This is a genomic window from Akkermansia sp. NBRC 115031, assembly GCF_030268505.1.
In the GTDB taxonomy this organism is placed as follows: Bacteria; Verrucomicrobiota; Verrucomicrobiia; order Verrucomicrobiales; family Akkermansiaceae; genus Akkermansia; species Akkermansia massiliensis.
Window position 1 is genome coordinate 285,791 of record NZ_BSQU01000002.1, and the last position, 23,596, is coordinate 309,386.

Genomic DNA, 23,596 nt, shown 5'->3' on the forward strand with positions numbered 1-23,596 from the left:
GTGGTTGTCAGGCGGTGGTGATCAGGAAAAGGCCCAGGAACGCCAGCAGGAGGCTGATCATCCAGAAGCGGGCAATCACCTGGGTTTCCTTCCATCCCTTGAGTTCAAAATGGTGGTGGATGGGAGCCATGGCGAAGATGCGTTTGCCGTGGCGCAGCTTGAAGCTGCCTACCTGGAGAACGACGGATGTGGCCTCCATGACGAAAACGCCACCGATGACGATGAAAAGAAGCTCCTGCGCCGTGCAGACGGCGGCCATGCCGAATGCTCCGCCCAGGGCCAGGGAGCCGGTATCCCCCATGAAGACCCTGGCCGGGTAGCAGTTGTGCCACAGGAAACCCAGGCAGGCGCCCACCAGGGCCATCATGAAAACGCTGATTTCCCCTGCGCCGGGGTGGAAGGGGATGTCCAGGGAATCCGCCATCAGCCAGTTCCCGCAAATGGCGGCAATGATGGCGTAGGAGATGCCCGTGGTGACGGAGCAGCCGGAGGCGAGGCCGTCCAGTCCGTCCGTCAGGTTCACCGCATTGGAGGCGGACATGACCACCACGACGCCGAAGGGAATGTAAACGTACCACGGCAGGTTCACCTGGCCGTAGAACGGAATGAACAGGGAGGAGACGTAGTCATGCAGTTCCACGCGGGGGCTGCCTTCCGGGTACAGGTACAGGAACGTGACGCCCGCCAGCCCGGCCAGGAACTGGATGAAGAGTTTTTTACGCGCGGAAATGCCGTCCGAGGTTTTCTTGGCCACCTTCAGGTAGTCGTCCCGGAAGCCCAGCAGTCCCAGCGCCAGGGTGACGAACAGGCAGGAGATGATGAAGGGATTGTTCATTCTGGCGCACAGCAGGGTAGCCGCCGTCATGGAGCCTACGATCAGCACGCCGCCCATGGTGGGAGTTCCCGCCTTGGCTCCGTGGAGTTCCGCCAGCTTGTGCACTTCCTCCGCGGTCCTGATGGGCTGGCCGATTTTCAGGGAAATCAGCGCGCGGATTACCCGCGGGGCGAACATCATCGTCAGGACAAAAGAGATGAGGCAGGCCAGCAGGGCTCTCCCTGCCGGTTCTGCAAGCGCCCCCGCGGGGCTGAGCTGTTCAATGAAGGAATGCATAAAATTTACTGGGGCGGAAAGGTGAGGTTCATGACTTGCTCCATCCGGGCAAGGCGGCTGCCCTTGAAAAGGACGATGTCTCCCGGCGCCGTGTGGCTGCGGAGCCATTCGGCGGCTTCCTCTGCGGAGCCGAAGTTCAGTCCTTTGGTGGATGAGTTCGGAGAAATGGCGTCCGTAATCCGGGCGGCATCCGTTCCCACGCTGACCACGCAGTCAAAGCGGAGCTTTTCCGCCGTGCGTCCCACCAGCGCGTGCCCTTCTTCGGAAAACGTTCCCAGTTCCCCCATTCTGCCCAGCACCGCAAAGCGCCTGCCGGTGCAGGAAAGCTCCGCTGCGGTGTGCAGGGCGGCCTGCATGGAATCCGGATTGGCGTTATACGTATCGTCCACTACCAGAATGCCGTTGGACCGGGTGCAGTGGAGCCTGCCGCCCGTGAGCTGCGCCCGGTTGAGGCCGGAGACGATCTGCTCCTTCGCAAGACCTGCCACCCAGCCGGCGGCGGCGGCCAGAAGCGCATTGGCCACCATGTGGCGGCCGTGGACGGGCAGTTCCACCACCTCCCGGCAGAAATCAGGAATGGAAAGGGTGAAACGCGTCCCATTCTCCGTGGAGACCGGGTTTTCCGCGCGGACGGTTCCGGAGTCAATGCCGCACTCAATGCACGCGGCGCGGGTGGACCGGCGGATCATCTCCGCATAATCGCAGTCCGCCGGGAAAATCATGAAGCCGTCTTCCGGCAGGCAGCGGGCTACCGTGCATTTTTCCCGGGCAATGTTTTCCCGGGAGCCCAGGTATTCAATATGGGAAGTGCCGATGCTGGTGATGATGCCGATCTTCGGGCGCGTCATTTCACACAGGGGGGCCAGTTCTCCCGGATGGTTCATGCCCATTTCCCACACGGCGGCCTCGTCCGCCGGGGAAGCCCGGAGGATGCTGAGGGGAACGCCGATGTGGTTGTTCAGGTTTCCCTGCGTGGCGATGGTCCGGAATCCCTGGGAAAGAACGGAGGCGGTCAGGTCCTTGGTGGAGGTCTTCCCATTGGAGCCGGTCAGGCCGATGGCGGTGAGGGTCAGCCCGGCACGCCACCAGGAGGCCAGCTGCTGGAGGGCTTTCAGCGTATCCTCCACCAGGATGACGGCGCAGGAGGGGTCCATCCCTTCTTCCACGCGGCTGACGACGACTGCCGCCGCGGTGCGGGAGGCCTCCGGGGCAAACAGGTTGCCGTCAAACTTTTCTCCTCCCAGCGCGAAGAAAGCGGCATGGGGCGGCAGGGCGCGGCTGTCTGTGCACACGCCTCCGGAAGCGACCCTGTCAAAGGGGCCGCTGACCAGTTTTCCGCCGATGGCGTTGCAGATGCCGTGTGCCGTGAGGGAGGTCATGAAAGATGAAATGATGTGTTATGCCTGCGGGAACTCTTCCCTCTCCTTGATGAACATGTTGCGCCGCACTTCCTTGGCGTCGCTGAAATCGATGCGTCCGGTGGAAAGCTCCTGGTAATTTTCATGGCCCTTGCCCGCAATCAGGACGACGTCCCCCAGCCGGGCCTGTTCGATGGCCGTGGCGATGGCCCGGGCGCGGTCCGGAATGATGGCGTACCTGCCTTCCGGCATGCCCGCCGTAATCTGGCTGATGATGGAGAGGGGCTCCTCGCTCCTGGGGTTGTCGGAAGTGACGATGCAGGCGTCAGACAGGCGCGCGGCCACGGCGCCCATCAGCGGGCGCTTGCCCTTGTCCCGGTCACCGCCGCAGCCGAACACGGTAATCAGGCGGCGGGAGCAGATTTCCTTGAGCGTCCTGCAGACGTTTTCCAGGGCGTCCGGCGTGTGGGCGTAATCAATGAAGATCTGGGCGCCTCCGGGGTGGGTGAACAATTGCAGTCTGCCGGGAACCTGCGGAATGTTCTGGAGGTTCGCGATGGCGTCCCGTACCGGGATGCCGGCGCAAATGACGGCCGCCAGCGCGGCCAGGCTGTTGTACATATTGAATTTGCCGATCAGGGGCACGCGCACCAGGTAGCTTTTTCCCTTGTATTCCAGTTCGTATTCGCTGCCCTTGGCCGTGGCGTGGTGCACCAGCATGCGGAAATCCGCGCCCAGGGCGGAACCGTAGGTCTTGACGGCCATGCGGCCGGAGAACATTTCCGCCAGGCGGCGGCCGTAGGCGTCGTCAATGTTGATGACGGCCACGGGCTTGCGGCGGGCCCTGGTGTCCTGAGCCATCTGCTCGAACAACTTCGCCTTGGCCTGGAAATAATTCTCCATGGTGTGGTGGTAATCCAGGTGGTCCTGGGTCAGGTTGGTGAAAATGCCCACGTTAAAATTAATGCCGGCCACGCGTTCCTGGTCCAGCGCATGGGAGGATACCTCCATGGAAACGCCGCGGCAGCCGTTTTCAAACATCTCCTTCAGCAGGTGTTCCAGCTCCAGCGGGCCGGGCGTGGTGTGGGTGGAGGGGGTGATTTCCTCCCCGTTGTCATAGGCGATGGTGCCGATCAGCCCGGCGCGCAGCCAGGACTGCTTCAGCAGGGAATGGGCGATGTAGGCCGTCGTAGTTTTTCCGTTCGTCCCCGTCACGCCTATCATGGTCATGTGGCGGGAGGGATGGCCGTTCCAGGCCGCGCCCATCAGGCTGACGGCCAGGCGGGAATCGTTCACCTCCACCCAGCTGACTCCGGCGTCCCTGGCTTCCTTCGTGCAGGGCATTTCCGCGACGACGGCGCAGGCTCCGCGGCGGATGGCTTCCGGAATGAACTCGTGGCCGTCCGCCTGGGTTCCCTTCAGGGCAATATAGCAGGAGCCGGGCAGAACGCGGCGGCTGTCGCATTCCAGATGGGAGATTTTCACCTGGGGGGAGCCGGTGAGCGTATGGGCGGGAAGGTCTTTGAGCAAGGTAAGTAGCTTCATGATAGGATTATCTGCGCGGCGGTTTGGACGGGGAGGAAGAGGCTTGGGCGCGGGAGGCTTTTTTGTCCGCCTCCGCGGAAGGGGTATTCTTGGGAATGTTCATGGCCGCCGCCAGGCGGGTGGCCAGTTTCTGGAAGACCGGAGCGCATACGGTGCCGCCGCCGGGGTGGCAGTGCTTGGAGGTGGGATCGTCAATGACGATGAGGCAGACGAAGGCCGGGTCCTCCACCGGAAGCATCCCTACAAAGGAGACGGTATAGCGGTTGTCAAAATAGCCGCCTGTGGGCTTCACCTTGTGGGCGGTGCCGGTCTTGCCCCCCACGTTGTAGCCTTCAATCCGCGCCCTTTTGGCGGTTCCGTCCAGGTCCGTGACGTGGAACAGGGCGTTCCGGAGGTTCCGGGCTGTTTTAACGCTCATGACCCGGCATACTTCCACGGGGGGGGATGGCTGGAAATTCTTGTCGTCCACGTAAATGCCGTCCACCAGCCGGGGGCGCATGCGCACGCCGTCATTCGCGATGGCGGCGTAGGCCATGGCGACCTGCAAGGGGGAGACCATCAGGGAATAGCCGAAGCTGATGCGGGAGAAGTTGACGAAGTTGCTGCCGTCCTGGCACTGGCTGTTGGTTTCCCCCGGCAGGTCGATGCCCGTCTTGGAGGAAAAACCGTACAGGTCAAAATACTTTTTATACGTGGGCCAGCCCGATTTCAGCGCAATGCGGAAGGCGCCCGGGTTGCTGGACTTTTTCAGCACGCCCGCCACGGTCAGGCCGCTGTAGAAACGGGGGGCGTCCGTGACGGGGCGGGAGCCGGGCACCATGTAGGGCGTGCAGTTGATCATGGTATCGAACGTGGCCTTTCCGCTGTCCACGGCGGACGTGACGGAAACGATCTTGAAGGTGGAACCCGGTTCGTACAGGGACTGCACGGCGAAGTGGTAGGCGCCTTCCTGCAGGCCCTCGCGCGTATTTAAATTATAGTGGGGACGGCTGGCCATCGCCAGAATGCTGCCGGTCTTGGGCTCCACGACGATAATGCAGCCGCGGGGCTTGTGGGTCTGGTCCGTGTAAAAGGAAATGGCGGCGTCCAATTCCTCCTCCACGATCGTCTGGTACTCCATGTTCACGGTCAGGCGAACGTTCAGGCCGTCCACGGCGTCTTTGAAACGGGAATCCGCGGAGGGGATGATGCGGCCCCGGCTGTCCTTCCGGTACTCCCTGATGCCGTTGTGGCCCAGAAGCTGGTCGTCCAGCTGTTTTTCAAGGCCGGAAAGGGCCACGGGCCGCGGACCGCTGTCCTTCGTCTGGGCGATGTAGCCCAGAATGTGCACCATGCATTCCGGCACGGAATAAACGCGCTTGGAAGAAGTCTCAAACCGGAACCCCTGGACGCGGGCGTTCTGGATGGCCTGGCGCAGCAGTTCCGCTTTTTCCTCGGACAGGTTCTTGGCGATGACGATGCGCTTCTTGGGAATCTCCCCGTCCTTTTCCACCGTGTTGATGATGTCCTGCACGCTCATGTCCGGCAGGAAGGGGGCGATCACGCTGGCGGCGTATTCCAGATGGGCCTGCACGTATTTTCTCACCATCTCCGGCTCATAAAGCTCTTCCAGCTTCTTCCTGGCCATGTCTACCCCTTCCGGGCCGTCCTCAGGCTCTTCCAGCAGGATTTTCGCCAGATTGTGCTCCTTGCTGCCGTCCTTCTTGCTGGCCGCCTGTCCCAGGATTTTGCTGCGGAAACCGGAAACGAGCTTCTCTTTCTCCTTGTCCGTGGCGGCTTCTCCCCAGAAGGCGGAGTGGACGGCCTTGGAATAGGCAAGAGCCCAGCTGATGGTCTTGGGATCGTTCAGGTGGTAGCCGTCCGCAATCAGCTCGGAACTCTGCATGTTGTTGGTGAGGATCTCCTCATTGGCGTCCATGATGCGGCCGCGCTGGGGCAGGAGAACCTCCCGTTCAATAATGCCGCCGCTGGGGACTCCGCCCGTTTTCCGGGGGGAAATCAGTTGGAGGTTGACCAGCGTCAGCATCAGCCAGATGACCGCAGCGCCCGCCACGCCGCACAGGACGAGGCTTCTTCTGGCAAATCTGGACTTCGTGATCGTGGTCATGAACGGCTCGGCGCATTTAATTGCCTGCCGCGGCAATGCGGGAGGCGTTTTCGGAAGAAATGTATTCTACGGCTGAGGGCTCGATAGGCTGAAGGTTGGACTTGTCCTGGGCCAGCCTGTCGCGGATGGCCCAGCGGCTGGTCAGGGAGGAAGTCTTGGAACGGTAATATTCCTTCGTGAGTTCGCAGGAAGCGATCTCCTCGTTCATTTGCTTGATGTCGCGCGCGACCTGGATCTGGTCGTTTTTCAGCACGGCATAAGTGATGCCCGCCCCGCAGGTGAGGGAGGCGAAGGCAATGAGCCACATGATCATGCTCACGCTGATCTGGTGGCCGGTGAAACGCTGTTTGAATCTTTTCATGGCGGTGGCGAAGGAGAGATGGGTCAGATGATTTTTTCCACGCCGCGCAACTTGGCGCTGCGGGAACGGGGGTTGGTTGAAAGTTCTTCTTCTCCCGCAGTGACGGGCTTGCGGGAAAGCAGGCGGAAGCAGTAATCCGGGTTGGGGCGCGGAGCCGGCCATTCCGGACGGTCGATTTCCGGACGGCTCCGGAGGTCGAAGAACTGCTTGACCCTGCGGTCTTCCAGGCTGTGGAAGGTAATAACGGCCATGCGGCCCCCCTTGCCCAGCAGGCGCACGGAGGAATCCAGCAGCGCGTCCAGCGCGTCCAGCTCCCCGTTGACGGCGATTCTCAAAGCCTGGAACGTACGGGTGCCGGGATGCTGCCGCCCCTTGCGCGGAAGGACGGATTCCACCACGCGGGCGAGCTGGGCGGTGGTGGTGATGGGAGCCAGGGAACGCGCCTTTACGATGGCGCGGGCAATGGCGCGGGAAGCCCGTTCCTCTCCGAACTGCCAGAGGATGTCCGCGATCTCTTCTTCCGGGGCCTCGTTCACCAGGTTGCGGGCGGAAAAGGCGGCGCGGGTGTCCATGCGCATGTCCAGCGGGCCGTCTTCCCGGAAGGAAAAGCCGCGGGAGGCGGTATCAAGCTGGTGGGAGGAAACGCCGAGGTCCGCCAGCAGGCCGTCCACCTGGGAAACGCCCTGCTGGGCGAGGATGCTTTCCACATCCTGGAAATTGCCGGCGAGCACCTTGAAACGGGAGCCGAAGCGGGCCAGTTTCAGCGCGGCGGCGCGGCGGGCGTCCGGGTCGCGGTCAATGCCCCAGACGGTAGCGCCCTGTTCCAGAAGAAATTCCGTATGGCCGCCGCCGCCGAGCGTACAGTCCACGATCAGTTTGCCGGGGCCTGCCGCCAGCATGTCCACCGTCTCATGCAGCAGAACCGTAACATGGTTGAAACCGTTGCCGGAAACGGCTCCGTCCGTTTCCGCGTCAGCGGAGGCGGAAACGGCGTCATCCCCCAGTTCGGAAACCAGGGCGTCCACTTTGGCTTCGGCTTCCGGAGCTTTCAGGGCTTCCGTGTGGTACACGCCTTCCCAGTTCATGGAGGGGGCAAGCGCCTTCCAGGAACAGACCAGCTCGTCCACCCCCTTCTCCTCCGTCAACTCCGCAATCACGTGCACATGGTTGCGGCAGATGCTCCATGCCAGCACGCGGCAGGACGTTTCCGCCGCAAGGGCATTTGCCAGGGCCTGCGCCTCCTCCGTGCGGACATGCGTACCCGCGCCCGCGCGTAAAGAAAGCTCAACATGGCCATCAAAAGCCCGGTTCAGGCTGGAGGACAATGCGCCCAATTTGCCATAAGCGCCCTTCTGTCCCGCCAGGGACATTTCCGCGGTGATGCGCGCCTTCTCCTGCTGCCAGGCGATCATGTCCTGCGCCGGAAGGGCGTCGTGCCCCCAGAAAACAATGGAATAAGCCGTAACCTCCGCATTCAGCCCGGTTCTGGCGCCGACGCCCAGGCCGGAAACAAGCCAGCCCGGGCGCAGCGCAAGCGTTGCGTAGGGATGGGCCTGATGCGTGGGCGGAATGGTAGGGTCTGGGGGCATGAAGGGAGATCAGAGAATGCCGTAGGATTGGTTGATATCGGAAATATTGGCGTTTTCACGCCGGGAGACTTCTTCATAGAGAGAAGGTTCCCATAATTCGAAATATCCTCTCCGCGCGGCGAGCCGGACGGAGGAACTGAGCTGTGCGTGTTCGCACATTTGTTTGGGTATCAGTAGTTTGCCCTGGGCGTTGATGATGGCCTCCACGCAGTTGGCATATAATCTGCCGATGAACAGGTCGATCTGCGCTTCCGTGTAGCCGGGCGTGGCTTCTATCTTGTCAATGAGTTGCTGGAATTTTTCCCGCGTATAGGCTTTAACGGTCGGCAATTCAAGGCGCCGGCCGGATAGCAGGAGCAGGGCGCAGCCTTCGGTAGGCCTCCATTCAGCCGGAATCGCAATCCGGTTTTTGGGGTCCAGCTTGTGCGTGTATGCACCAAAAAGGTTGTCTGATACACTGCTCATCGCATGCAAGTACACTACGTAGTGACTTCAATACACTTTAATGCACCTGAAATGTCAACCCCGTACTGGAAAAAAGTATTTTTTCTTGTGTTCATGTCGTGAAAAAAAGCATTGATCCGCTCTTGCGCCGCTCCGGGACCGGTATTATATTCCGCGCATGATGCAGTTTTGCGTGTTGGGCAGCGGCAGCGGAGGAAATGCCACCATCGTCAAGGCGGGGGAAACCGTCCTGCTGGTGGATGCCGGGTTCAGCGCCGCCAGGCTGCGGGATAAAATGAAATCCGCCGGCGTGGAACCGGAGGAGCTGGACGCCATTCTGCTCACCCATGAACACACGGACCACATGAAGGGCGTGCATCAGTTCACCAGGAAATACACCGTGCGCGTCTATGCCACCCGCCATACGGCCATGTGCGTTCAGGAAAAGGCGCCGGAAGCCCCTTGGGCCTACTTTGAAAAAGGGCAGTCCTTTAAAATAGGGGATATCGTCATCACCCCCTTTGCCACCTACCATGACGCCGTGGACCCGGTGGGATTCAAGTTTGAAACGGAACAGTCCAGCCTGGGCTTCATTTCCGATACGGGGCAGGCCCCTGGCTGCGTGGCGGAACACCTCTCCATGGTGGACAGCCTGGTGGTGGAATCAAACTATGATCCGGACATGCTGGCGGCCACCCCCAAGCGGCCCTGGCCGTTGAAGCAGCGCATCGCCTCCACGCACGGGCACCTTTCCAATGAACAGGCCTGCGACCTGCTGAGGCGCATCGCCCATGACGCCCTGAAAAACGTAGTGCTGGCCCACCTGAGCGCAGAAAGCAATTCTCCGGAATTGGCAGAAAGCCTGATGCGTGCTACCCTGCATGACATGGGACTGGCTTCCACCTCCCTGTTCTGCGCCAGCCAGGACTCCTGCCTGCCGTGGATACGGGTCTGCTGAATCCGCCTCTTTCCTTCCTCCTGCCGCCATGTTCCTCTCCATCTGTGAAATCATGAGCACGATCATTGGAGCCCTGGCGGGATCCATTGCTTCTTCGCGCGTGAAAATGGACCTGTTCGGCGTGATTGTCTGCGGCACCCTGGCGGCCCTGGGCGGAGGGACCGTGCGCGACCTTCTGCTGGACATTCCGGTGTACTGGACGCTGCCCTCCGGGGAAATCTTTGTCCTGGCCGCCGTCGTCACCAGCCTGGGAACCTTTTACGTGGCCCAGAAATACCCGCCGCCCATGGGCACCATCCGCGTGGCGGACGCCATCGTTCTGGCCCTCTTCGGCATGATCGGCACGGAAAAATCCTACCTCCACGGCTATACGCCCACCGTTTCCGTGATGATGGGCATCTGCACCGGCGTGGCGGGCGGCCTGCTGCGCGACGTGCTCACCGGAAACGTTCCCTACGTGTTCCGCCCCGGGGAACTGTACGCCACCGCGGCCCTCCTGGGAGGCGTGGCGTACGCGGTGCTTTACTACTTCGGGATCGACTCCTCCACCTGCTTCGTGACGGGCTTCGTGGTCACGCTCTCCGTGCGCCTGGCGGCCATCCGCTGGAACTGGAACCTGCCTTCCTACATTCCCCTGTTCTCCCCGGAGGCGGAACCGGAAGCCATGGAGGAAGAGGAAAAGGAGATTCTTTCCGGGAAACCCGGCGGACGGTAATCCGCGCTACTTGTGGAAGCACCCTTCCATGCAATAGACGGAAAGCTTCTCCACCGTACCGTCCCGCTCGCAGCAGGAGCGCATGTTGCAGTGCGGGCACAGTTCCCGCACATTTGCTACGTCCAGGGTTCCCCGTTTTTCGTGAAGGGAATAAAGGTACTTCAGGTATTTCCCCTCCGCGATGCGGTGGTGGCTGTCCTTTTCCTTCAGCCCCTTCCATTCGTACAGGCGTTTCCCGCCCTTGGAGGAATTGCAGGACTTGCATACCCTGACAACGTTATCCATGATATCTTCTCCCCCGCAGTCGCGGGGCAGGATATGCTCCGTGGTCAAATTCTTTTTTTCGCCGCAATAAATGCATTCTCCGGGATGTTCCATTTCCCTGACCCATTCGCGAACGGAGGAAGACCAATGTATGGTCCCTGCGCAAAGCTCCTTCCACTTGCTCATAATCATGCCGTAATTGGCCTTTCCGAAGCCGGAAGAAGAGGCAATGATTTTGGCATATTGGTAATAAATGATTTGGCGGACGGATTTGACGGCGGGAGGAGGCATGATGAGGATATAAAAGCTACTTGTTGAATGATGCTGTCCGGATTTTCCGGAGCTTTACTTGCCCAGGCAGAAGGAGGAAAAAATGGCGCCCAGCACGTCCTCCGTATCCACGGCTCCGGTGATTTCCCCCAGATGCGTCAGGGCTTCCCTCAGTTCCAGAGCCGTGAATTCCGGGCTCTCCTGCCGGGAGATGGATTCAGAAGCCAGCCGGACATGCTCCAGGCACAGGCCCAGTTCATGCTGGTGCCGGGCGTTGATGGCTACCAGGGAGCTGCCCGTTTCACCGGGCAGGGAGGAAGCGAAGGCCCGGACGATGGCTTCTTCCAATTCCTTTCTGCCTGCTCCGGTGGCGCAGGAAAAACGGATGCCGGGAACGGCCTCCCAGTCCGGGTGGATTCCCAGGTCGCACTTGTTCAGAATCAGCAGCCGGGGCGCGGTACGGGCGGCCGTGGGGAAAGCCTCTGTCCGGGGCGCGGAGGCGTCCGCCACTTCCAGAACGAGATCCGCGGATTCCAGCGCCCTGTTGGTACGAGTGATGCCGGCCTGTTCAATCACATCGGAAGATTCCCGGACGCCTGCCGTGTCAATCAGCCGCAGAGCCAGCCCGGCGAGCTGGATGGATTCCTCCACCGTGTCCCGCGTGGTTCCGGCGATATTGCTGACAATGGCCCGGTCATACCCCAGCAGGGTATTCAGCAGGCTGGATTTTCCGACGTTGGGCGGTCCGGCGATCGCCGTGCGGATGCCTTCACGCAGAAGACGGCCGCCCTCGGCGGTCCGCAGCAGCCCGGAAAGCTTTTCCTCCATGCTCCGGAGCCGCGCCAGCAAACCGGAAGCGGTGTCCGGGGAAATATCTTCATCCGGAAAATCAATGTAGGCCTCAATATGGGCCAGGACGTGAACCAGGCTGTCCTTCAGTTCGTCCACCTGGGAGCCGATGCCTCCGTCCAGCTGGGTTTGCGCGGCTTTCAGGGCTAGGTCGCTCCCGGCGGAAATCACATCCATCACGGCTTCCGCCTGGGTCAGGTCCATGCGACCGTTCAGGAAGGCCCTCTTCGTAAACTCTCCCGGTTCCGCCGGGGAGGCTCCGCACTGGTAAAGGCGTTTCAGCAGGCGGTCCGTCACCAGCATGCCGCCATGGCAGGAGACTTCCACGGTATCTTCCCCCGTATAACTGGCCGGGGCCGGGAACCAGGTGATGAGCGCCTGGTCAATGGCGGTTCCCTCCGCGTCCAGAATGCGGGCCAGCGTCGCGCGGCGCGGCTGGAGGCGTTCCGTGAAGGCCGCGGGGGTGCATTGTTTCAGGACGGCCATGCAGCCGGGGCCGCTCATGCGGATGACGGCAATGGCTCCCTGTCCTGCGGCGGTGGCCTGCGCGGCGATGGTGCGTTCCGGGTCAATCATGGTTCTATGGATTCAAAAAAACCGCCCCCGAGCAACTTGCCTCCGTCGTAAAAGGCGCAGACCTGCCCCACGGCCAGCGCCCGGAGGGGCGTGTCAAAGCTCAGGCGCACCTTTCCTTCTTCCAGATATTCGCAGGAGGCCCATTCCGCCTTGGCGCGGTAGCGGGGCTGCGCCATCACGCGGGAGGGCAGGGGCGCCAGCGTATTGGAAATGCCGCCAACCACCGCACGGGCCGCGTACAGTCCCTGCGTGGATGCGTCTTCATACCCCAGGATCAGGCGGTTGCGTTTGACGTCCTTCCCCACCACCACATAGGCGATGCCTTCCCGCGGGGAGGCGATGCCGTGGCCTTTCCTCTGGCCCATGGTGAACAGGTGCAGGCCGTTGTGGGAGCCGAGCACCTTCCCCTCCGTATCCACGATTTTGCCGGGTTTATCCGGCAGGTAGTGGCGCAGGAAGTCGCTCATCTTCACCTGGCCGATGAAGCAGATGCCCTGGCTGTCCTTCTTGCGCGCCGTGGGAAGGCCGTATTTGTCCGCCAGCACGCGGACCTCCGGCTTCAGCAGGTCCCCCAGGGGGAACACGGCGCGGGCTGTCTGGTCCGGACGCATCAGGGACAGGAAGTAGGACTGGTCCTTGTTAGGGTCCCGCCCGCGCAAGATGAAGGAGCCCTGCGGCGTATCCAGCCTGCGGGCGTAGTGGCCGGTGGCTACGGAGTCAAACCCCTGCTCCAGGGCGTAATCCAGAAAGACGCCGAACTTCATTTCCCGGTTGCACAGCACGTCCGGATTGGGCGTGTATCCGGCGCGGTAGCCTTCAATCAGGTAATTCACGATGCGGGCGCGGTATTCGTCCACCAGGTCGATGACCCGGAATTCAATGCCGATTTTTTTGGCGACGGCCAGCGCGTCCTGAATATCCTGTTCCCACGGGCATTCGCCGGGAATGCCCTCGTCATTCACCCAGTTTTTCATGTAGGCTCCCACCACGTCATGCCCTTGCTCCACGAGCAGGGCTGCTGCCACGGAGCTGTCCACCCCGCCGGATAAGCCTACAAGAATACGTGCCACGATGTTGAAAAAGATATGGGTGTGATAGGGAACCTGCGTTTGGGAAGTCTTTCCCGCCTGCCCCTGTAAATCAAAGATGCCCCTGCAAGCCAAGACAAAAAGCGGGGAAGACGATTATTCGGACGTAACCTGGGAAAACAAGAAGATGCCTTACAGTCTTTTTATGCAGGAAAGGGTTTGCACTAGTGACGCTTTTGTTGTCCGGATTTAGATGCCTCTTTAATTTTTCTGTTTGGGCAATCCTTTGTAAAGGTAGGCCGCTTTCGGCACCCGGCCGACGGTTCTGTCCAGCAGGGCCGGAATGTCCTTGTCCCTGTATCCGGCCAGACGCAGGTATTTTTTAACCTCCTGGGCCTTGGTCGGGAAGCAGGTCATCAGTTCCCTGATAAATCCGCGTTCTTTGCTTTTGATGGCGAATTGAGCGTTGTTGCTTCTCGAACTCAGCGCGCTTGTCTTGTTGAACAGCTTGGTATCGTTTCCTTCTGGCATTCCGGAGGCATGGTCGATGAGCATGTGGGCGAAAATTTCCGTAGCTTCAAAAGCATAATCTACCTGGCTGTGGAATTGTTTGATGATCAGAGCTTTTGCGGATAAATAAAATCGAAGGGCCTCTTCCCTGCCTGGGAGGCTGCTATTCTTGTCCGTTAGCGCAAGGAAAGGGATGCTGTTCGTGAAAAACTCTTTTGCGTGGTGATCTACGCTAGTGTAGGTAGCAAGCCATTCGACATTTTCGTAATCGTTGAGGTCAATGAACGGGGCCTTGGCAATCAGATAGCACAGGAAAAGCCCCTCCGTCAGTTCCTGAGGGGTGACGTCCTTTTTCCGGTAGCGGTTGGATTCTTTCAATATTTTATCCGCCCCCTGGTAGAACGGAATGATCTGGCCACTGTCCAGCAGTTTCTTAAGCCGCAGGAGTTCCGGGTTTTGCTTGTTCAGATTCCTGATGGCGGAAGGAAGGGGGAGCCCGCCCTGCTCCGGAGAGGCTGAACAGGGAAAAGACAGTGAGTAAAGGACGAATAACAGAAGGAAGGAATAAGATTTATTCATGATGCTAAAAACAGGAGGTTATGGATTGGCGGTAGAGTCGGCATGCAGGGCATTGCCTGCTGTGCTGCGCGTGACGGTGCATCCGAATTTGGTGATGCTTACCTTGATATTTTTCAAGCCCCTGGTGGGAGAGTCTTTATTGGTTTCCCTTTCATCTTCGTACTCAAAACTGAAATCCTGGGAATACGTGTCATTGCCAACCTTGCAGCAGTCCTTGCCGTCGGCGTGTACGTACCACCCGCAGGTCCATGAAAAGGAATCGGGAAGTTTCATGTCCTGCAAGTGCTGCAAGCGAATATCCTTCTCCTTGTCCCATCTCCAGCCGATGTTGTCATGATGGTGGGCATTCAGGGCATTGGGCCACATCAACTGTTTTCCCGGGGTATGCACCGGTTTGAATCCTTCCGGGTCTTCTGCCCGTTCCATGATGGGAACATTGCTGAAACTGACCGCCAAGGGAAGAAAAGTCACGACAAGCTTGGAGGAAGCTCCCGGTCTGTCTTTCTCCTTGTCCCGGGGATGTTTTTCCACCCGTTTCCCGGAATGTTCCGCTTTAATGTCAGAGGGAACGAGAATGCTGAAAACGGAGGGTTCTCTTTTCGGCAGTTCTTCATCAAGGCTGGTTTTAACTCGAACCTTCAGGTTAGTATCCTCGGTAAGGTTTCTGCTGATGGTCAGCGTAGCTTGATTAATATCGTCATTTGATTTCTCAATGCTGGCCGCCTTCTCCGGCTCCAGGGACCATTCAAGGGAATCCGGGTCTACGTCCCTAACTCTCTTGCCGTTCAGGGCCAAGGTGACCACTTCTCCAATACCGACTTTGGTACGTTTCCTGTCCTCGTCCTGGTCTCCCTGGTCGATGAGGCATTGGGGAGAGACGGCTTTCGTTTCCGATTCGATGTACAGGGAGCGGTCATCCGTGGCGGGAATATCTTCCGCATGCGCAAGCGCTGCCAGGGCGTGCAGAAAAATGCCGGTAGAAGAAAGGCGGAAAGAGGGGAAATTCATGCCAGGGTGCGAGCTGAGGAGAGTTATGCTCATGATAGTCTTCCGCCCCTTTTAATGTCAATGCATCCAAAAATATGTTAGATACAGTTTGCCGGGGGAAGAAACGGGCGGTTTTCCGGATGTTTACCGTCCTAGGAGGGGGCTAATGCTCCAGCTCCCGTATGATGCATTTCGCCAGCTCCCGGGGGGAGGCGGAGGGGGCAGCCGGAAGTTCCCGGAGCCATTGCTCCCGTTTCAACCAGGTACGCTGGCGTTTGGCGTATTGCCGGGTGGCGAGCGCCAGTTTCGCCTGGCAGGTTTCACGGGTGATTTCCCCGCGCAGCAGGCTGCGTATCAACGCCAGGCCAAGGGTGCGTTCCGCCGTGGCGGAGCAGGGGCCCAGGGCGGCTGCTTCTTCCACGGCCCCCTCCTGCATCATGCGTGCGGCGCGGAGGGCGATTCTCCCGTCCAGTTCCGGAACTTCCCTGGTGATGACCCAGCCGGGCCCCAGGGGCGGCTTCAGCCAGTTCTGCTTCCAGAAGGAAAGGGGTTTTCCTCCGGCAAGGACGATTTCCAGGTTGCGTTCCACATACCGCCGGTTGGAAGAATTGGTCAGGGCTGCGCCTTCCGGGTCCAGGGAAGCCAGCCTGGCGTACAATTCTTCCGTGGAACAGTCCGCAAAAGCGGCGCGGAGGGCGGCATCCCCCGGCGGCGCTTCCGACATGCCGTGGGAGAGGAATTTGAAGTACAGTCCGGAGCCGCCCGTGACGATGGCCGTTTTTCCGCGGGCATGGATATCCTTCACGCACCGCATGGCGCGGTGGTAGTGTTCCGTGGCGTCCCAGGGCATCCGGGCCGGAATGATGGATACCATGTGGTGGGGAACGCGTGCCCGGTCTTCCGGGGAGGGAGCCGCCGTTAGAATGGGAAGCTCACGGTACACCTGGTAGGCGTCCGAACCGACGATTTCTGCACCCAGCATTTCCGCCAGTTCCACGGCCACGGCGGATTTTCCCGACCCGGTGGGGCCGGCAAGGAACAGCGTGGCGGGAAGGCCTGTAGTAGAAATGCCGAGCATGGCGCAGTCAGGATTTTTCCGGATGCCTGAGGCGTTCGGGCAGCGGCTTGTTTTCTGCGGGATTGCCGATCGCGAGACAGCCGGAAGGCACATCCCTGGTGACGACGGCTCCGGCGGCTACCACGGCTCCGGAACCGATGGTGACGCCTTTCAGGATAATGGCCCTGGCTCCGATGAAACAGCCTTCTCCGATGTGAATGGGCTTGCCGTGCCCGGGATTTCCCCATGTGCTGCCCCAGCTGGCGCCGCTCCGGGGATAGTGCATGTCGTTGTCCAGAATCAGCGTGTCTGCGCCTATCAGCGTATGGCGCCCGATGTGGATGCCGTTGACGCAAACCAGGGTGGCTCCGCTGATGCCGCAGCCGTCCTCCACGGTGATGCGGGCTTCATTGGAAAGGGCCGCCAGGCAGGCATGGTGGGAAAGGACCGGATTCATCCGCGTCATGGAGTGGATGGTGACGCCGTTGCCGATGGTGATGCAAGCTCCCGGAAATTTTTTAATCCGGGGCAGTCCGGACAGGATGACGCCCGTTCCGGTACGCACTCCCCGGAGCTTGAGCAGCAGGCAGCCTATCTTTGAAAGGAACTGAATAATGAGCTTTTTTATCATGGGAAGAAAGGCGAAAACAGGTTTTCTTTGGAAGCTCCGGAGGTAAAAGAAAAACCTGTCTGTCAGGAAGCCGTGTCTTTTTTCTCTTTCATCTCCAGCAGCGAGCCATAGACGTCCATAAAGTCTTGGGAAGTAGTTTGAATACTGAGCTTCCTTTTTATTTCCTCTATTCCGTATTTTCCCATGGCAATGGATTTATCCAGGGATTCCGTCACGGCAAGGACGGCTTGGCGAATGGCTTCGCTGTCTTTGACTGGGAGGATGTATCCGGATTTGCCGTCTTCGACGTATTGTTTGCTTCCGGCATTGACCGTAGTGATAACCGGTAATTCCATACAGCGGGCTTCCTTGACAATGGTGGGTCCTGTATCGGCCAGAGTTGGAAGTAACAAGCACCAGGCCGTTTCCATCTGCTGCCTGAGTTGCATCCTGGATAGTTCCCCAAGCCAATGGATATTGGGAGGGCATCCGGAATTTAGCTTGGTGCGTAGTTTCCCGTTTCCTGCAATATAAAGGTCTATATGCGCCAGGGAGGGATCTTTAAAGGCTTCAATCAGAAAGGGAAGACCTTTACGTTCATTCAGTGATCCTGCGAACAGGCAGGATGGCCGTGTACTGGGAGCGCGTTTCTTTTCCTGGAACTCGGACTCAATGCCGTAGTCGATAAGATGGATGGAAGCTGCCGGGTTGAGTTTCCGGACACATTCCGCAGCCCATGGTGATTCACATGTAATATGCTGGTATGCCGGAGTTGTTCGTTTTTCCCAGAATGCTTGAAGGTGCGCCAGAAAGGGCATTTTACTTTCCCGGCAATAGGCATGCAGGGCCCCCTGGTATGATAATAATCGGGAATACGGCTGGTTCATGCATGCCTTGGCATATGGAAATTCAATGCCCCATGCATGGACCAGGGCTGGTTTCAGGGAATGGAGAAGAAGGCGTATTCTTTTAGAGGCAAGAAAATGCCCGCTTAAAAGTCCCAGAGCCAAACTTGGATCAGGCAGAATGTGAATGGTCTGGCCTTTCAGTTGCCGGACGGTATGGGCCTTTACATATTTTTTGAGAGTAATCCAATGAATTTCATAGCGTTTTTGATGAGCCAGATCGCAGAAAAGAGCATAAATCCATGGAATCAAGGTGTGGTCTTGATCTTGAAACTCTTCAGGAAGCAAGCGTCCCAAAGGCATGTTTGCCAAAATGGCGATAACAGGAAGAGATGACCGATTTTCCATATAAAAACAGCAAGGATTATTAATAACGCGGACGAATTGAAAAGTCCAGAAAATGCGCAAGTATGATGATGAGCGCCTTGGCTGCGAGCAAGATGAAAAAAAGATTGTGTCTGTTTTCTATCTGGAATCCCTTTTTTAAACTGATACAATAATGGTCTTTCTTTAAAACGGGAGACTTGGTTTCCGCAATCTCCTATTGAAAAATTTTAACGCGGAAATTCTCATAATTGAGAAACTGGGTTGCTCTGGAAAATGCAATGATGGAAATGGCGAAAAGGCGTTTTACCATGGGATAACGTTCGTGAGGGACATAGCCGGGGCCGAATTCATCCCATGGAATCAATTCAATCCTTCTGCTTTGGGGTACGGGAGGAGGGAATGGAGCTGAGCAGGTCTTCCCATTGTTGATATACGACTGATGGATCATACTGTTCCTGCCATTGCCGCAGCCCCTCCTGCCCTCGGCGCTCCCGGAATTTTTCGTCCGTCAGAGCCCCCACGGTTTTTTCCAATGTGGCGGAGGATGTTTTTTTCAGGATGATGCCTCCCTTCAGGGTGGAAACGGCTCCCACATCGGGAGCAAACCATGGGATGCCGCACGACATAGCCTCCAGAATGCAAAGCGGCTGCTGCTCCTGATAGGAGTAAAGGAAAACGGCGGCGCTCTCCATAATGGCGGCTTCCACCTCCGGACGGGGAAGATTGTAAAGAATCCTGAATCTGGGATCGTCCCCAATAGCCTGCTCCATTTGCTCAGCGTAGGAATTGCGTTGCGGAACAAGGAAAAGGAAAACGATGTTGTTCAGCTTGGTTTGCTTTACATGGCGAATAAACAGAAGCTGCCGCTTCGTGTTGCAGGCGCTGGCGGGGCACGTGAAAACGGGAGCGTGGGACAATCCGTATTTTTCCCGGAAGAAAGGAACGGCTTGTTTCAGCGCCGGAAACGTGTTGGGAATGCAGACGTAACGGGAAAGATTCAGTTTGGAGCAGTAGTAATAATCGAACCCTTTGAAGGGCGTTCCATAGGGGTCAAGGAAAACAAGGCGGTTTAACGAGGATTCCCGGTGTACGTTCAAAATGCCCCTGCGTATTTGGAAAAAGGAGCAGAGCCATTTTTTCATGCCGAAAAAAGGAGGGTAGTCCACGCGGAAATAGGAACGGAGGTTGGTGGGCATGCCGTGGGAACGCAGAAAAAAGGGAAGGCGCTTTTCCCGTGCGCATGCCAGCAATTCCTTCCGGCACCAGCCCGACCAGGAATGGTAAACGATAAAATCCGGCTGGATATCTTTTAAAAAAGCGTCCAGGTACTCCTTCAAGCGGTTGGTGTCGTCCGTCAGGGAATCCGGCAGGGCCGTGATGGGGCAGCATCTTGTGCGGGAAGGATCCTCCGGCAAATCCTGCTGGCGGGTGAGGACGTGAATGTCCCAGCCTCTGGAGCCCAGGCTGTGCGCCATTTCATAGGCCGCCATACTCACGCCTCCTTCCCCGGGAGGGAAGGCATAGGCGGCAATCAGAATCCTTCCTTTGCTCACGGGCGGTAATATAGATGGAAGAGGGAAATAAAACAAGAATGCTTTATGGAACAATGTTGGATAACTGGTATGGAGCAGGTTGTGGCTTATGGATAAAAAGATGTTGATGCAGTGGATTGTTGTGCTAGATTAATGCCGCTTTTCATGGCCGTATGACTGGCAGAATATCCTGTTTGTATTTTACTAGCCGGATAAATGAAACCGGGTATGAATGATTTCTGTATTTTTTGTTTTCTCGTGAAGAGAGGATAAGTCCATGGAATAAATGGTATGAAGGAGTCTCGCGTAAAAAAAAGCCTGTTGAATGCCCGGGTGAACCTCATTTTTTATGTTCTGATTCTCATCATTTCATTTTTTTCAAGAAAAGTTTTCCTGAATTGCCTGGGCGCTGATTTCGTCGGTTTGACGGGAACTTTAATGAATCTGCTGAATTTTCTCAATTTGGCGGAGCTTGGCATAAGCACGGCTATCGGATATGTTCTTTATAAACCTATTTTTGAACATGATGAGGCCAGAATTAATGAAATTATTTCTGTTCTGGGTTACATGTACCGGTGGATAGGGCGTATCATTATTGCCGCCGGATTGCTGCTTTCCTGTTTTCTGCCGCTGATCTTCCCTTCAACGGGGTTTTCCTATGGAATCATCTATTTTGCTTATTATTCCTTTCTCGCCTCTTCCCTGATTGGGTACTTCGCCAACTACAGGCAGACTCTCCTAGGGGCGGACCAGAGGAATTACGTGGTGGCCTTCTATTTCCAGACGGCCTCCATAATCAAAATTTTATGCCAGATATTATCTGCGTGGTATACGGGCAGCTATTATCTATGGATAATGATAGAACTGCTGTTCGGCATTATTTATTCCTTCATCCTTAACTGGAAAATTAATCAGGTATATCCCTGGTTGAAAAGCAATGTGGCTCTGGGAAAGGAACTGTTCAGGAAATACCCTGAGGTTATTAAATATACCAGGCAGCTCTTTGTACATCGGCTGGGTTATTTTTTCCAGTTCCAGGTCACGCCGTTTCTGGTTTATGCATTTGTTTCCCTGCAGATGGTGGCCTACTATGGCAACTATTCCACCATCATGGATAAACTGTTCCTCCTGGTCAACAACCTGCTGGGCAGCACGGAAGCCAGCGTGGGAAATTTGATCGCGGAGGGGAATGCGGAAAAAATCCGCAAGGTGTTCAATGAATTATTTTCCCTGCGCATGCTGATAGCCGGGACAATCTGCTTTACCCTTTACCAGCTTCTGGAGCCATTCATCACGCTTTGGCTGGGAGCGGGCTACATCCTCCCCCGGGAAATCATGATCCTGATCATCATCAACCTGTTCATCACTGTCACGCGGGGTGCAGTGGATCAATTTTTATACGGCTACGGCCTGTTCTGGGATGTCTGGGCGCCCATTGTAGAAAGCGTGATCAACATTTCCGTAGCAATTATCGGAGGTTACCTATGGGGATTGCCCGGCATTCTTCTGGGGGGTATTTCCAGCCTGGTGCTTATTGTTGGCATTTGGAAACCCTTCATGCTGTACACTTGGGGATTCAGAAAGAACGTGATGAATTACTGGCTCCAATTCGGTTACCAGCTGGCGCTGATTCTGATACCTATGGTGCTGATGAACTGGATTTGGAAATATTCCCCCTTGCAACCCTCCGGGTCTTTCCTGAACTGGTTTGCCTGCGCCTTCCTGATGGTTGTTTCCTATGGCGTCATAACGATTCTTTTAATGTATTGCTGTACGAAAGGCATGCGTGGCATGGTACATCGTGGACTGGCAATAGCGGGGACGCGGCTGCTCTGGAAGAGGAAAAAGTAAGCGTTCCCTATGGGGCATTATAAGGATTTTTTACTTCCTTGGCAGGAAAAATAAGTGCAACTCTTTTTTATTCATATATTCAGGGTAACTGGTTGATTTCCACGACAGCGGTCTGGGCATAGTGGTGGCCGACAAAAACCCACACTTGCCGGGGTTGCCCGGTCGTGTTGGGGGCAAGCGTCAGGGTGATTTGGCCGCCGCCGGCTGGTATCTGCTCCGCGGATTGGCTGCACCATACGGCGGCGGGGTCATGCCCGCACATCGTGTCGTTAATGGCGTACACAGCCTCCGCCAGCGTGGAGGATACCGTCAGCGTTACTTCACCGCCTTCCGCTCCCACCTCCAGCGCGGAAGCCGTCACCTCCGGCACGGGCTTGACCGCCACTCCGTCCATGACCACCTTCCCCAGGATATCCCTGGCCGCCGTGCTGCCGGGCAGGCTGCCCGTGTTCACCCGCATTCCGGCCATTCTCAACCCTGTCTCCTGCGCGCTGGCCACTTCATGGGCTTTGACTGTTGCTGATAATACAGCCGTATGGCCGCCGCCGCAGAACCGCGCTGTCATGGGCATGACGTATTGCCCGTCGACGAACAACTCCCACCTGTTTTCAACGTAGGGATGGTCTGCCGCATGCCGGGGCGCCATTGCTACGGCAAGATAGGTGGCGTCTGGGACCAGCGCCCACACATACCGGGCTTCCCCGTTGCCGCGCCCGTAATCCGTGCCGCGAATCAAGCAGGATGCAGAACTGCCCAGGTAAGACTTGCCGTATAAAGTCGCCTGCCAGGCGGGCGTCATATCATAACCGTTGTAATTATTAACGGAATTGAGCAGAGGAAACCTGTAATCCTGCCCTGTCCCGGCATGGTCATAATTGCACCAGTGAATGGGATGCGCATAGCATGGCGAGGACGGGTTTGTGGTGCATCCATAGCCATGTGTGGTGCTTCCCAGCATGATGGACGCCTTGTCCGCCCCCGTAATGCACCATGCCGCCGCCGCCGCAAAACTGGAATCTTTGTAGGTTCCCAGTGAATGAGCAAATTTCCAGGGCTTAGTGCCCACCCCCAGCAAGGAAATGCCGGAGGCGGGAGTCATTCTAATGACATGGTCATATAGTTCATTTTCAATGATGCCTTCCTTGACGGATGCATTGGCGCTGGAATACTTGTAAATGCTGAGGGATTGCATGCGCACCAGCAATGCCACCCATGGCGGAACGGCGGCATAGGAGGCGCTGCGCACCAGGAGCCATTCCCGTCTGGCCTGCTCTTCGAGCATGGAGTCCCAGGACAGGGCCTCCTGGGCCGTGGCAGGCAGCGGCACGCGTACGCCTCCGTTGGCGTTGACGGTGCCGGCAAAGGTTCCGGACTCCGCCATCATATTTTTTAAAATGGCATCCTCTCCCGGTTGAACGCCGTCCTGGACAAACAATCTCGGGACCGGCGTTTTAAAAATCTGTATGACAAAAGCGTCTTCATCGGATATTTCTACCGCATCCGTCGGAGCCACAAAACCGTATTGGCCCGCTTTTCCTGCTTCCAGAACAAGCATGAGATCCACGCTGGAACTTAAAACGGCATGTACTGTACAAGCTTTTGTACAAGTCATTACATAGGAACTTCCTTTGATAGTGTCAACTTTCATGAATAAACTAATTTTTAAAATACTCCCTACTTGCCGATACGGTCATCAGGTATAAAACGTTGACGCATTCTTGCACACGCTTTTCTGGTCTGCTTTGAATGCGTATACTGCCAGAACTGGTTGGCGGAAATAGTCACCGTGGAACCCGGTCGTGGAAAACTAATGGAGGCATCCGTAAAATGATCTTTTTGGACAAGCCGGAAAATCACTATACCGGAATCTGGGCGTGAAAAGGGCTTCCATGAAAAACCTTTGTACGTAAAGCTAAAAATCAAAAGGAAAAAATGGGCTTATTCTGCTTTAGTAATAACGTTTATGTGCGGGAAAGACAGGCAAATTCTGAAGCTGTGGCTTCGGATCATCATCAGCCGCGGAATGAAAAAGACATGAGCTTCGTGCATTTGAAGCATTTGCA

20 protein-coding genes are annotated in these 23,596 nt (G+C 57.2%); 3 read left to right on the forward strand and 17 right to left on the reverse strand.

The window, feature by feature from the left end:
- Positions 1-7: 7 nt before the first annotated feature.
- Genes mraY through QSJ36_RS03970 form a run of 7 tightly spaced genes read right to left on the reverse strand, consistent with a single transcriptional unit; the run spans position 8 to position 8,536 of the window.
- Positions 8-1,111 carry a phospho-N-acetylmuramoyl-pentapeptide-transferase gene (gene mraY / locus QSJ36_RS03940; RefSeq protein ID WP_022397710.1) on the reverse strand — a complete coding sequence of 368 codons (1,104 nt, stop codon included), beginning with the start codon at positions 1,109-1,111 and terminating at the stop codon, positions 8-10.
- A gap of 5 nt (positions 1,112-1,116) precedes the next feature.
- On the reverse strand, positions 1,117-2,490 hold the full coding sequence (gene murF / locus QSJ36_RS03945; RefSeq protein ID WP_285467084.1) for a UDP-N-acetylmuramoyl-tripeptide--D-alanyl-D-alanine ligase: 1,374 nt from the start codon (positions 2,488-2,490) through the stop codon (positions 1,117-1,119).
- 18 nt (positions 2,491-2,508) lie between these two features.
- Positions 2,509-4,014 (reverse strand): UDP-N-acetylmuramoyl-L-alanyl-D-glutamate--2,6-diaminopimelate ligase, encoded by a 1,506-nt coding sequence (locus QSJ36_RS03950; protein ID WP_022397708.1) that lies wholly within the window; start codon positions 4,012-4,014, stop codon positions 2,509-2,511.
- 7 nt (positions 4,015-4,021) lie between these two features.
- A complete protein-coding gene (locus tag QSJ36_RS03955; RefSeq protein ID WP_285467085.1) occupies positions 4,022-6,121 on the reverse strand; it encodes a penicillin-binding protein 2 in 2,100 nt (699 codons plus the stop codon).
- Between the two features lie 16 nt (positions 6,122-6,137).
- Positions 6,138-6,482 (reverse strand): hypothetical protein, encoded by a 345-nt coding sequence (locus QSJ36_RS03960; RefSeq protein ID WP_022397706.1) that lies wholly within the window; start codon positions 6,480-6,482, stop codon positions 6,138-6,140.
- Positions 6,483-6,505: 23 nt separating this feature from the next.
- Positions 6,506-8,071 carry a 16S rRNA (cytosine(1402)-N(4))-methyltransferase RsmH gene (gene rsmH, locus QSJ36_RS03965; RefSeq protein ID WP_249853110.1) on the reverse strand — a complete coding sequence of 522 codons (1,566 nt, stop codon included), beginning with the start codon at positions 8,069-8,071 and terminating at the stop codon, positions 6,506-6,508.
- 9 nt (positions 8,072-8,080) lie between these two features.
- Complete coding sequence (locus tag QSJ36_RS03970) at positions 8,081-8,536, reverse strand: protein MraZ (RefSeq protein ID WP_022397704.1); 456 nt, start codon at positions 8,534-8,536, stop codon at positions 8,081-8,083.
- 157 nt (positions 8,537-8,693) lie between these two features.
- Here QSJ36_RS03970 and QSJ36_RS03975 point away from each other — a divergent pair, with 157 nt between their 5' ends.
- On the forward strand, positions 8,694-9,473 hold the full coding sequence (locus QSJ36_RS03975) for an MBL fold metallo-hydrolase (protein WP_285467089.1): 780 nt from the start codon (positions 8,694-8,696) through the stop codon (positions 9,471-9,473).
- Positions 9,474-9,525: 52 nt separating this feature from the next.
- Complete coding sequence (locus QSJ36_RS03980) at positions 9,526-10,188, forward strand: trimeric intracellular cation channel family protein (protein ID WP_180971570.1); 663 nt, start codon at positions 9,526-9,528, stop codon at positions 10,186-10,188.
- A 6-nt stretch (positions 10,189-10,194) separates the two neighbouring features.
- Here the strand turns inward: QSJ36_RS03980 and QSJ36_RS03985 are convergent, their stop codons facing one another.
- The 9 genes from QSJ36_RS03985 to QSJ36_RS04025 all read right to left on the reverse strand — a co-directional run bounded on the left by QSJ36_RS03985 (position 10,195) and on the right by QSJ36_RS04025 (position 19,703).
- Complete coding sequence (locus QSJ36_RS03985) at positions 10,195-10,743, reverse strand: HNH endonuclease (RefSeq protein ID WP_022397701.1); 549 nt, start codon at positions 10,741-10,743, stop codon at positions 10,195-10,197.
- 54 nt (positions 10,744-10,797) lie between these two features.
- A complete protein-coding gene (mnmE, locus tag QSJ36_RS03990; RefSeq protein ID WP_285467092.1) occupies positions 10,798-12,147 on the reverse strand; it encodes a tRNA uridine-5-carboxymethylaminomethyl(34) synthesis GTPase MnmE in 1,350 nt (449 codons plus the stop codon).
- Positions 12,144-13,217 (reverse strand): tRNA 2-thiouridine(34) synthase MnmA, encoded by a 1,074-nt coding sequence (gene mnmA / locus QSJ36_RS03995; RefSeq protein ID WP_285467094.1) that lies wholly within the window; start codon positions 13,215-13,217, stop codon positions 12,144-12,146. Before mnmA ends, mnmE begins: the two co-directional genes overlap by 4 nt.
- Before the next feature lie 219 nt (positions 13,218-13,436).
- Positions 13,437-14,264 carry a hypothetical protein gene (locus QSJ36_RS04000; RefSeq protein ID WP_285467096.1) on the reverse strand — a complete coding sequence of 276 codons (828 nt, stop codon included), beginning with the start codon at positions 14,262-14,264 and terminating at the stop codon, positions 13,437-13,439.
- Positions 14,265-14,282: 18 nt separating this feature from the next.
- A complete protein-coding gene (locus QSJ36_RS04005; RefSeq protein ID WP_285467099.1) occupies positions 14,283-15,272 on the reverse strand; it encodes a hypothetical protein in 990 nt (329 codons plus the stop codon).
- 142 nt (positions 15,273-15,414) lie between these two features.
- Positions 15,415-16,329, reverse strand: a complete 915-nt coding sequence (gene miaA, locus QSJ36_RS04010; RefSeq protein WP_285467101.1) for a tRNA (adenosine(37)-N6)-dimethylallyltransferase MiaA — start codon at positions 16,327-16,329, stop codon at positions 15,415-15,417.
- A gap of 7 nt (positions 16,330-16,336) precedes the next feature.
- Positions 16,337-16,939 (reverse strand): DapH/DapD/GlmU-related protein, encoded by a 603-nt coding sequence (locus QSJ36_RS04015; protein WP_022397695.1) that lies wholly within the window; start codon positions 16,937-16,939, stop codon positions 16,337-16,339.
- A gap of 62 nt (positions 16,940-17,001) precedes the next feature.
- Positions 17,002-18,231 carry a glycosyltransferase family 4 protein gene (locus QSJ36_RS04020; protein ID WP_146017899.1) on the reverse strand — a complete coding sequence of 410 codons (1,230 nt, stop codon included), beginning with the start codon at positions 18,229-18,231 and terminating at the stop codon, positions 17,002-17,004.
- Between the two features lie 284 nt (positions 18,232-18,515).
- A complete protein-coding gene (locus QSJ36_RS04025) occupies positions 18,516-19,703 on the reverse strand; it encodes a glycosyltransferase family 4 protein (RefSeq protein WP_285467103.1) in 1,188 nt (395 codons plus the stop codon).
- Positions 19,704-19,973: 270 nt separating this feature from the next.
- On the opposite strand from QSJ36_RS04025, the gene QSJ36_RS04030 reads away from it, so the two are divergent.
- A complete protein-coding gene (locus QSJ36_RS04030; protein WP_022397692.1) occupies positions 19,974-21,533 on the forward strand; it encodes a flippase in 1,560 nt (519 codons plus the stop codon).
- Positions 21,534-21,612: 79 nt separating this feature from the next.
- Here the strand turns inward: QSJ36_RS04030 and QSJ36_RS04035 are convergent, their stop codons facing one another.
- Positions 21,613-22,917 (reverse strand): BACON domain-containing protein, encoded by a 1,305-nt coding sequence (locus QSJ36_RS04035; protein ID WP_285467106.1) that lies wholly within the window; start codon positions 22,915-22,917, stop codon positions 21,613-21,615.
- Between the last annotated feature and the right edge of the window lie 679 nt (positions 22,918-23,596).